The organism is uncultured Methanofollis sp. (genome assembly GCF_937919355.1).
Classification (GTDB): domain Archaea; phylum Halobacteriota; class Methanomicrobia; order Methanomicrobiales; family Methanofollaceae; genus Methanofollis.
Genome location: NZ_CALFSA010000186.1, coordinates 1 through 9,536 on the forward strand (window position 1 = coordinate 1; position 9,536 = coordinate 9,536).

Here is a 9,536-nt window from a genome sequence, read left to right on the forward strand (position 1 = left end):
AAGATGCAGGCTGATGGGTGCCGGCAGGAGGCCGCGTGCCCGTCACGTCCTCGCAGGTCTGATACCAGACCTCGGTCACGTTGACCGGTCCTGTCGCCGTGTGGAAACGCATATCCTCCAGGGAATTTGCAAGCAGGTGGCGGGTGTAGAAAGTCCCTGTACCGACATCTCGCGCCGCAATGACGCGGTCGCGAAGGTCGGCCGGAATCTTTCTGGACGCATTAGTATAATGGCCCGATATCGACTCCAGGACCTCGGGGTCCCATGCCCACTCCTCAAGAGTCTGGGAGGGAGTCTCGGCGAAATCGAGCGCCACGTTGAACCCTGACAGGGAGCCATAGGGTGCGGTCGTCAGGAGATGGTGCATCGCATGCCCGGTCTCGTGGAAGAGAGACTCTATCTCGTACATTGAGAGAAGAGACGGCCTGTCGCCCCCGGGCCTGTTGAAATTCCCTATGATCGCAACGACCGGTTTTGAGTACGTGCCGTCTTTCAGCCTCCCGCCGATCACCGGGGCTGCACAGAAGTGCCCGTACTTCCCCTCACGCGGATAGAGGTCGAGGTACAGGTAACCGATCGTCTCGTTGTCTGCCCGGTCCTTCACCGCATACAGCCTGACGTCCGGAGACCAGACCGGGGCGTCCCCGACCTCGGAGAACTCGATGTCGAAGAGGGTCCCGTAGGTCTCGAAGAGGCCCTGAAGGACGGTGTCGAGAGGGAAATATTCCCTGACTTCCTCCTCGTCATAGGCATACTCCTGCTTCTTCTGTATCTCCTGGAGGTAGGTGACATCCCACGGATCGACGGCCGTTGCCGCCGGGTCCAGACCCTTCTTCACGGCGAGGAGTTCGGCCATCCCGTCGTCGTACGTCTCCTTCAGGGGCGCCTGCAGGGATGTGAGAAATGTCATCACGTTGCTCGTGTTCCCCGCCATCCTGCCGTCGGTCTGGTAGTCGGCCCATGTGGCGTACCCCAGTTCCCGTGCTATCTTCTGGCGCAGGACGATCGCCTCTTCGAGCAGGGCGGTGTTCGCCTCCGCCTGCCGGTTGCTGGACGCCTCGTACATCCTCTTGCGTGTGTCGGCATTGTCGGCATAGGTCATCACCGCGATATAGTCGGGGTACTTCATGGTGACGATATATGTCCCCTGCGGGGTCTGCGAGAACGCCGCCATCGCCGCCGGCGGTATTCCAACAAGTTCGTCGGCAGTGCATTCGATCGTGGTGTTGTCGTTGTTCAGGTTGGCAGAGTACCGGGTCTCAAGGCCGCTCAACTCCGTCCTCATCTCCCTGACCTTTGCAAGGCGGTCTTCCGGGAGATCCAGGCCGTTCTTCTCGAAGTCCCTGATGATCACGTTGTAAAGGCGGGCCTCCTCGGGGGTGTGCGGAGTCTGGTCCCGGAGAGCGTCGTAGAGGTCGCGCCGGGTGGAGACGGCGGTCACGAAGGCGGCCGCGGACTCCTCGCAGGCCATCCCCTCGGCGGCGATTGCGGCATCAGGATACACATATCCCATCAACGTCAGGGGACCGACCGCATCAGAGTAGTCGGCCATGACCCGGTCGAAGGCGAGGACAGTGTTATCGAAGGTGCGTTTCTCCGGAGAGATCTCGACGATAGCGTTGAGAGAGGCGTTTGCAGTCTCCTCTGCGGCCGCGCTCAGCCGCGGTATCTCGCCCGGTGCGTAGTGCGTCTGGATGGGACTGTCAGGTCCCGGCACGGAGACCGGGCCTTCCTGGTGTGTGTCCTGGAGGCACCCTGCCGTCATGAGGGAGATGGCGATCAGGAGAAGTGCCCCGAAACAGATGTGGTGAACGCTGGTATGCATGGGGGATCAGTGATCTTTACGTCTCTCTGATGGGAGATAAAGGCGTACGAGATCTTTCCGGTCCAGTCCTCTCCTCAGAGGAGAACGGAAGAGGGGTTCTGTCCCTCAAAAAAGAGGCCTGTCACTCCAGCATCTCGGTCTTTTCGAGCGTCCAGGCCGGGTCGACGACGCTCAACATCGTGGCGTTCGACGCCGCGACATTCCTGTAGCCCTTCACCTGGTCGGGCGGGACGTACGCCGCACTGCCGGCCGGGACCCGTACCACGCTTCCCTCCGGCGTGAAGACCTCGACCTCGCCGCTGATGACAAAGATCACCTCTGACGACCCGTTGAGACGGTTGTAGCCGATCGACCCGCCGGGGAGGAGTTCGGCATAGGCGACGCTGTAGTCGATGGGGAGGGCCATCTCCGTCATCAGCACCGGGTTTGCCAGGGTGTAGATCATCATGTCAGAGCCCATGTCCCACGCCATCCCGGCCCCGGGGTCGGGGATGACGACAGGCACGCCGTCGGTCGTCCCTGCAAGGACCGTCAGGTCGTCTCCCAAGACCTCCTTTGCCGCCGCGAAGGGAGGCTGGATCACGTTGACGTAGCGGAGGTCGGTCTTGCCGACAGAGGCTATCGACTGGAGCACGCCCTCCGGCAGGAGGACGGCCTCGCCTTCGCGGGCGGTCACGGTGCGGTTGTCGCACCTGATCTCGGCCTCGCCGCCGATCAGGTAGACGAACTCGGTGCTCCCGATCAGCCTGTGCGGGGGCGTCGCGTTGCCCGGCGGGATGGTGACAATTCCCATGCTGTAGTTTGCCGGAATATCAGGGGTCTCGTTGCCGATGATCCCGGCATAGGTGCCCTGGCTGTCGAAGAGGGAGAAACCCGCCGGCGGCGTGATCAGACGGACAGTCTCCCCCTGCTGAGGAGGTGCCGAGAGGCAACCGGCAGAGAGGAGGATGCAGATGAACAGAAGAGAAGCGGTCCTGTGCATGTTTATAGAATCAACCTGAAAAAATAAATCCGATTCCCCCGGGCACTACCCATAAGTAGCGTGCGGTGGTGGAGGGGAGAGGTGAAGATGAACACAGCACTCATCGTACTCCTCGCTGCCATGGCCGTACTGGTCGGCATGGGCGCAGTCTTTCTGGGACAGGAGACGGGCGTAGCCGGGGAGCGTGAGAACGGGACGGTGAAACTCCCGCAACCGCAGACCGCGGGGGAGATGTCGGTGGAGGAAGCGCTTGCAGGGCGGCGGTCGGTCCGCGACTACGGCGGCACGCCCCTCACCCTCGCCGAACTCGGGCAACTCCTCTGGGCGGCCCAGGGCGTGACAGACGTCCGCGGCTACAGGACGGCGCCGTCGGCAGGGGCGCTCTACCCGCTGGAGGTCACGGTCGCGACCGGTAATGTCGCCGACCTCCCGGCAGGGGTCTACCGCTATGTCCCGTCCGGCCACCTCCTCCGCCGCCTCGCCGAGGGTGACGCACGCCCGGCCCTCGCCCGCGTCGCCCTCAACCAGTCGGCCATCGAGGACGCGGCGGCTGTCATCGTGATCTCGGGGGTGTACGAGCGGACGACAGGAAAATACGGGGAGAGGGGCGTCAGGTACGTGTACATGGAGGCCGGCCACGCCTCCCAGAACATCTACCTCCAGGCCGTCCCTCTGGGGATAGGGACGGTCTCGATCGGGGCCTTCGACGACGGAGGGGTCAGAAGAGTCATGCAGATAGAGGAGGACGAGCGCCCCCTCTACCTGATGCCTGTCGGGAAGGTGTGATTCCACCGGATGAACCTCCGGGAGAGGAGGCATTTCAGCAGGGAGATGAAGGATGCGAAGAGCGCACGCGTCTTTCCCCGGTGTCGGTCTGCAGTGCCGCCAGATAGGCCTGTGCTCCATACGGGATCAAAGAGTGCGCTCACGCCCCTGCACCCCGAACGGCCCTGCCCTGCAAAGCCGTTCCGTGCAGGGAAACGGATACTGTTGCTCCAAAGTATTACGGATATCCGTAATATTTATAGCCGGCACGGACGGACAGTGTACCATGGGTATGCCCGCAACCGCACGCATCCGCCTCTCGCTGGGAATGGTGCAGATCGCCATGAATATGCTCTGGGAAGTCGACCGGGGACGAAAAAGCCCCCTTTCCCCTGCTGCCACGGAGATCCTCTACACCGCCTATTTCTCTCGTATCTGTATGGGCGATGTTGCCGGCATGCTCGGCGTCTCCCGGAGCACCGCCACCGATCACATCAATCATCTCGAAAAGGAGGGATATGTTCGGAGGGTCCGGGACCCGGACGACCGGCGGACGTATCGTATCGTCCCCACCAGAAAGGGAGAGGAGTGGATTCTTGCGATCGAAGAACGGCTCTTCGCGTACCTTGAAGAAGGGATGGCGCGGTTGACGGAAGACGAGCAGCAGAATTTCGCCATGTTGTGCGCGAAATTCACCGGCGTTTATGATGATACGTCGTTCATGAGCGTGCTTCAGGACCTGAAAAGATCGCGGGACCGCCTGCACGTGTCGATGACGGTCGTGAGAGAGGGGAGACTCCTGAGGCTTGAGGAAGTGGCTGATGCACGGTATCGTGCGAAGGAAAAAAATCAGGAGAAACTGATGTTTGAGCAGAGAGAACCAGAAACGTGCGACGGCATCCAGGATGAGATGACCGTTGCATTCTATGAACAGATGCAGAAGGGGCTGAGGGATGAGGGGCACCTGCCCGTCGAGGATCTTCTTGAATCGGGGATCAGATCGGGTGTGGCCCTTGAGATCGGCCCCGGACCCGGCTACTTCGGGCTCGAGTGGCTGAAGGCGACCGAAAAGACGCGACTGGTCGGTCTTGAGATCAGCCCGGCGATGATCGCCTCTGCTGAAAAGAACACAGCCGTTTATGGCCTTGCCTCCCGGGTCAGGTATCAGGAAGGCAACGCCCTCGCGATGCCGTTTGAAGACGGCGTCTTTGATGCGGTCTTCTCGAACGGATCCCTCCACGAATGGGAATCGCCGGGAGTGGTTTTCGACGAGATCGCGCGGGTCCTGAAGACCGGAGGGCGGTTCTGCATCACCGATCTCCGGCGCGATTTCTCCCCTGAAATCTACCGGCAGATGTACGAGTCCTGCGAACCCCCGGAGATCAGGCCAGGGTTTGAGACCTCGGTCAGGGCGGCGTATACCCGGGAGGAGATCATGGACGTGCTCGGGTGTTCGCAGCTTGGAGGCTGGCAGGTGATCGCCCATCCCTACGGGCTGGTGATCTACGGGAAAAAAGAGTGACGAGTGCTTTCGGAAAAAAATTCTTTTTTTGATCCGCCGGGTGATCCGACGAAAATCGGTCCCTTCATCGCCCCGTCGTCGAATAGCCCCTCATGCGTGATCCCCCTCCAGGGCGCGGGCGAGGCGGGAGCGTTCGAGGGCCATGCCGAGCTGGAGGCCGATGGACGAGATGTTCTCCAGACTCGTCGCCATGTAATGCTTCTCGTCCCTGCTCCCCATGTTCAGGAGGCCCACGACCTCGTCCCCGATCCTGATGGGCATGATGAGGACCGTCGCCACGCCGCTCGCCTTCACGTCAGGAGGGAGGCCGGCATAGTCGGGCGTCCCCCGCGTGATATAGACGACCCTCCTCTCCCTGAAGGCCAGGTCGAAGAGGCGGTCGAAGCTGCCGGAGAGGCACATCAGCCTGAGGCTCTCAGGCATGTTCCTCTGCACCCGCGGGACCATCTCGTCGGCCTCGTCCCTGAGGTACACGCAGCCCATCTCGAAACCGAGGGACTCCATCGCCGCGTCGATGGACTTCGCCAGCATCGACCCCTCGTCCCGCGTGTCGTTCAGGATGCCGGAGATCCTGTTCATGGCAAGGAAGGTGTTGACATATTCAGACCTCTCCCTGTCCAGCCTCTGCATCTTCAGGGCGCTTGCGATCTCGTCGGCGACCATCTCGACGTTCTCGACGTCGGTGGCGGTCGCGGGGGCGTCAAGGAGGAGGAGGACCGCACCTGTCGCCCTCTCCTCTTCAAGGATGGGGACGGCGACGGCGCTCGCCGCCGACGTGCTCCCCGTGGCGGCGGCGAGGAGGCGGACGACCTCCTCGTCCTTCCCCGCGGCGACCGTGCCGAGCGCCGTCATGGCGCGGGCGAGGAAGGGGGCGAGGCCGTCGCGGACGCTCCCGGTGAGCGCGAAGGTGGCGTACGCCATCCGCATGTCGGCCATGAAGACCGCAGCGTGGAGGTAGGGGAGGAGTTTCTCCCTGATGCCCGTCATCGCCTCGACGAGGAGGCGCTCCTCGTCGGGTGCGCTCCCCGCCGCCCTGATGATGGAGAGGAGCGCCTCCAGGTGCCGCCGCGTCCTCCGTCTGCTGGAGAGGTCTTCGCCGACGACGGCCATGCCGCCCGCCGGTTCGCCTGGACGGGGCGGGAAGAGGGTGACCTCGTAGGGCCGGAAGATCCCGGCCTTCTCCATGAGGTCGAGTTCCAGGGAGGCCGGCGTGCCCGCCCCTGCCCTCGCCATCGCCCCTTCGAGCCTCACGGCCTGCGCCGGGCGCACCACGTCCCTGAGGCTGACGGCGCCGGGGAAGAGGGAGGCGAAGAGGCGGTTTTTGCCGACGATAGTGAGGTCGTCGGTCACCGTCAGCACGACTGTCTCCGGGTGGTCCAGCGCCTCGACGACCTCGGCCTCCCGCAACCTGAGTTTGTGGAGTTCAAAGGCAAGAGAGGCGAGGGATTGGGAGTCGCCGGAGGGGGCCGCGGCGACGGCGGCTTCCCTCCTCTCCTCGACACCTGCCGCTTCCTTCAGCATCCAGAGTTTGCTCCTGCCGATGAACGTGTAGCCGATAATCCCCCGGGCATGGAGCATCCCCAGGTACTTCAGGACCGTCGCCCTGCTCTTGCTGATCCCGGTCGAGATCTTGTCGAGCATGCACTCCCGGGGTGTGTGGGACTGGAGGTAGGCGAGGATGAGGTGTTCGGTATCTGAGAGGTCGTCTGTCTGTGTCATCGGCATCTATACTATATGGTCTAATGTTGCCCGCCCATAATAATATCTCTCCTGCCTGTAGGAGGAATGCAGTGCCCCAAGCGGAAAGTATAGATAGGAAATATACTATATGATATAGTTAGACCAATTAGTCTAACGCCTGCCCCGGGCCCTCCGGGGTGCGGAGGAAGAACCATGTCATACGAAGCAGTCGTGAAAGACCTGACAGCGCTCCTGGGACTCAAGGGGAGCCCTGTCGCCGTGAAGCTTGCAAAGACCCCCGCAGACGTGCCGGCAGGCTGCGAGAAGATCGCAGAGAAGAGCAGGCACTGCCAGTTCGTGCAGGACGCCCGGCTGAAGGGCATGAAGGGCTACGCCACCCGCGAGGAGCACATGTGCAAGGGCGGCGCCGGCGTCATGGGTATCGAACCCCTCCCCGGGGCCGTGGCCAGGGGCAGCACCTACCATAAACTCGGCAACTTCAAGACCGCAGAAGGCGCCCTGGAGACGGTCTCGGCCATCCCGAAGAACGAGGAGACCTACTACGCCTCGGTCTACGCACCCCTGGAGGCCGCGGACTTCGAGCCCGACGTCGTCGTCGTCGTCGCCACCCCCAGGCAGGCCCTCCGCCTCACCCAGGCGTACCTCCACGCCGCGGGCGGCAGGTTCTCCAGCGACTACTCGGGCATCCAGTCCCTCTGCGCCGACGCCGTCGTCGCCGTCATGCAACGCGGCGTCCCCAACATGACCCTCGGCTGCAACGGGTCGAGGAAGAACTCGGGGATTGCGGAGGATGAGGTCATCATGGGCATCCCGCCGAAGGACCTCGCCCCGATCGTTGAGGCGCTGAAGGTATTCGCGGAGAAGTGGGGATAAAAAATGGTGAAGACCATCAGGGCGACCGGCATCATGGCCCCGAACGCTTCCTTCCTTGCCGCAAACGTCATCACGCACCTCGACACGCCGGGGGAGGAGGTCCGCTTCGTCCTCAGCCCGGGCGCAGAGGCCGGGATGGACGCCGTGGCCAGGAAGCACGGATACACACTGGAGACGACCAGGTCGGGGACGACCGTTGAAGCACGCATGATTCCATCGGGAAAGACCATGGAAGAGATCGATGTCAGCGGGGACTTCTGCCCCGGCCCCGTCATCACGGTGGGGAACATCCTTGCTTCCCTCCCTGTCGGGGAGAGGCTGAAGGTGAAGAGCACGAGCGCGGACACCATCGCCGACGTCGCCGCGGCGGTCGCCTCGTCCGGTTCGGTCATCGTGGAGCAGGGCGTCGAGGGGGAGAGGCACGTCCTCATCGCAGAGAAGGCGGAGAAGAAGGCCGGGGCCGCGGCGGTCGTTGATAAGGACAGCGTCCTCGTCGCGCAGAGCAACGGCATCGGCAATGCCGAGCGGGCCTATGCGACCTTCATCTTCTCGAAGGTGGCGGCGAGCATGGGCAAGAAGGTGACCATCTTCCTCCTGATGGACGGCGTGAGCCTGGCGAAGAAGGGGAATGCGGCGGCGGTCAGGCACCCAGACTTCGCCCCCCTCGACCAGGTGATGGCCGAGGTCATGCATGCCGGCGCCACGGTCTATGCCTGCGAACTCTCGGCGAAGTTCAGGGGGATCATCGAGGCCGACCTCGTCCCCGGCGTGAAACTGGCAGGCGCGGCGACCTACATCAACCTCCTGAGCGACCCCCGCTACGCGGTCGTGAACTTCTGAGGTGAAAACATGGACATGACCTATCAGGTGATCGCCCTCGCGCTCCTCGTTGGCAGCGTCGTCACGGGCTTCATCACCTTCAGGATGCAGGGCATGAAACTCGCCCTCCACTTCGGCGCCATCATGCTCGCCCTCCTCGCCACCCTGGCGGCGGTCGCGACCGGCATGCCGGCCCTCGTCTCCGCCGCCGCAGTCCTCCAGGTGCTCGTCGCCGTCACGGCCTTCACGCAGCTCTGGGAGACCCTGAAGTACACCTTCCAGACCTCGCCGGGCTACGGGGCGCACATGGCGCTCGTGACGATGCTCCCGGTCTTCGCCGTGGCGACGGTGGCCCTGTAAGGGCCGTCGTCACCTTCCTCTTTTTCTCTGCCGCAGGAACCTTCATGCGTCTCCGGGACGATTTTTTCCGATAGATGGTGGCGGCACATTTTCAGACCAGAGACCTGGAGGACGCCCTGGCGGCGGGGAACCGCGACGCCGTCCATGCCGCCCTCCATGACCTCCTCCTGTACAAGGCAGTGGATCCTCTCTCCCCTACCGACCTCGACGTGGTCGCAGGGGTGCTCGGCCTCGGCGGGAGGGCGGCGACGATGGCCCTCCAGGTGATGTACGCCTCGGTTGTGCGGCAGGGGACTCTGCCGGCGGAGAAGGAGGAGGCGGCCGTGCGGATACGGGCGGCCCTCGGGCATTCCGGGGACGACCGCACGGCGGTGAGGCACGCCCTCCACCTCCTCGCGGTCCTGGGCGACGCACGGGCGGTGGTCGGGCAGTTAAAGTACGACGCACCCCGTTTCGCCGGCGGGAGGGTGAGAAAAGAGGACTACTTCTCCCCGGCGGTGGCGTCGGCCCTCACCCGCCACGACGCCGAACTCGCCGCGCTGGAGGCGTCGCTGAGGGGGCGTGCGGCGGAGGACGTGCGGGCTATCAGGGAGTATGCGCAGGATCCCGGTGCCTACGAGGAGAGAGTGCGTCAGGTGCAGGACGACGAGGTCGAGGTCCTGTAATAATACATTCAGATCTCCCGACAC

Annotated in this window: 9 protein-coding genes; 6 read left to right on the forward strand and 3 right to left on the reverse strand. The window is 63.4% G+C overall.

Annotated features, from left to right (window positions below):
- Together Q0520_RS09165 and Q0520_RS09170 are read right to left on the reverse strand one after the other, a co-directional pair.
- A partial coding sequence (locus Q0520_RS09165; RefSeq protein ID WP_298669184.1) for a M3 family metallopeptidase occupies positions 1–1,825 on the reverse strand: 1,825 nt, incomplete at its 3' end.
- Between the two features lie 121 nt (positions 1,826–1,946).
- Positions 1,947–2,807, reverse strand: coding sequence for a cupin domain-containing protein (locus Q0520_RS09170; protein ID WP_298669187.1), 861 nt, complete (start codon positions 2,805–2,807; stop codon positions 1,947–1,949).
- 87 nt (positions 2,808–2,894) lie between these two features.
- Here Q0520_RS09170 and Q0520_RS09175 point away from each other — a divergent pair, with 87 nt between their 5' ends.
- Together Q0520_RS09175 and Q0520_RS09180 are read left to right on the forward strand one after the other, a co-directional pair.
- Entirely contained in the window at positions 2,895–3,593 is a 699-nt protein-coding gene (locus tag Q0520_RS09175) for a SagB/ThcOx family dehydrogenase (protein WP_298669206.1), read from the forward strand.
- Positions 3,594–3,858: 265 nt separating this feature from the next.
- Positions 3,859–5,094, forward strand: coding sequence for a methyltransferase domain-containing protein (locus Q0520_RS09180; protein WP_298669189.1), 1,236 nt, complete (start codon positions 3,859–3,861; stop codon positions 5,092–5,094).
- Between the two features lie 90 nt (positions 5,095–5,184).
- Here Q0520_RS09180 and Q0520_RS09185 read toward each other — a convergent pair whose 3' ends face one another.
- Positions 5,185–6,819 (reverse strand): GAF domain-containing protein, encoded by a 1,635-nt coding sequence (locus tag Q0520_RS09185; protein WP_298669192.1) that lies wholly within the window; start codon positions 6,817–6,819, stop codon positions 5,185–5,187.
- 168 nt (positions 6,820–6,987) lie between these two features.
- Between Q0520_RS09185 and Q0520_RS09190 the strand changes: the two genes are divergently transcribed.
- From Q0520_RS09190 to Q0520_RS09205, 4 genes are all read left to right on the forward strand, one after another.
- The gene (locus Q0520_RS09190) at positions 6,988–7,668 is read left to right on the forward strand and encodes a DUF169 domain-containing protein (RefSeq protein WP_298669195.1); all 681 of its coding nucleotides are present in this window, start codon (positions 6,988–6,990) and stop codon (positions 7,666–7,668) included.
- 3 nt (positions 7,669–7,671) lie between these two features.
- On the forward strand, positions 7,672–8,508 hold the full coding sequence (locus tag Q0520_RS09195) for a DsrE family protein (protein ID WP_298669198.1): 837 nt from the start codon (positions 7,672–7,674) through the stop codon (positions 8,506–8,508).
- Positions 8,509–8,517: 9 nt separating this feature from the next.
- Positions 8,518–8,847 carry a DUF5400 family protein gene (locus tag Q0520_RS09200; RefSeq protein ID WP_298669201.1) on the forward strand — a complete coding sequence of 110 codons (330 nt, stop codon included), beginning with the start codon at positions 8,518–8,520 and terminating at the stop codon, positions 8,845–8,847.
- A 74-nt stretch (positions 8,848–8,921) separates the two neighbouring features.
- Complete coding sequence (locus Q0520_RS09205; RefSeq protein ID WP_298669203.1) at positions 8,922–9,512, forward strand: hypothetical protein; 591 nt, start codon at positions 8,922–8,924, stop codon at positions 9,510–9,512.
- Positions 9,513–9,536: the final 24 nt, after the last annotated feature.

Bases quoted from the DNA above. Each gene is read 5' to 3' on its own strand.
- Q0520_RS09170 (WP_298669187.1), bottom strand. From the start codon at position 2,807: ATGCACAGGACCGCTTCTCTTCTGTTCATCTGCATCCTCCTCTCTGCC.
- Q0520_RS09190 (WP_298669195.1), top strand. From the start codon at position 6,988: ATGTCATACGAAGCAGTCGTGAAAGACCTGACAGCGCTCCTGGGACTC.
- Q0520_RS09205 (WP_298669203.1), top strand. From the start codon at position 8,922: ATGGTGGCGGCACATTTTCAGACCAGAGACCTGGAGGACGCCCTGGCG.
- Q0520_RS09180 (WP_298669189.1), top strand. From the start codon at position 3,859: ATGGGTATGCCCGCAACCGCACGCATCCGCCTCTCGCTGGGAATGGTG.
- Q0520_RS09200 (WP_298669201.1), top strand. From the start codon at position 8,518: ATGGACATGACCTATCAGGTGATCGCCCTCGCGCTCCTCGTTGGCAGC.
- Q0520_RS09175 (WP_298669206.1), top strand. From the start codon at position 2,895: ATGAACACAGCACTCATCGTACTCCTCGCTGCCATGGCCGTACTGGTC.
- Q0520_RS09195 (WP_298669198.1), top strand. From the start codon at position 7,672: ATGGTGAAGACCATCAGGGCGACCGGCATCATGGCCCCGAACGCTTCC.
- Q0520_RS09185 (WP_298669192.1), bottom strand. From the start codon at position 6,819: ATGCCGATGACACAGACAGACGACCTCTCAGATACCGAACACCTCATC.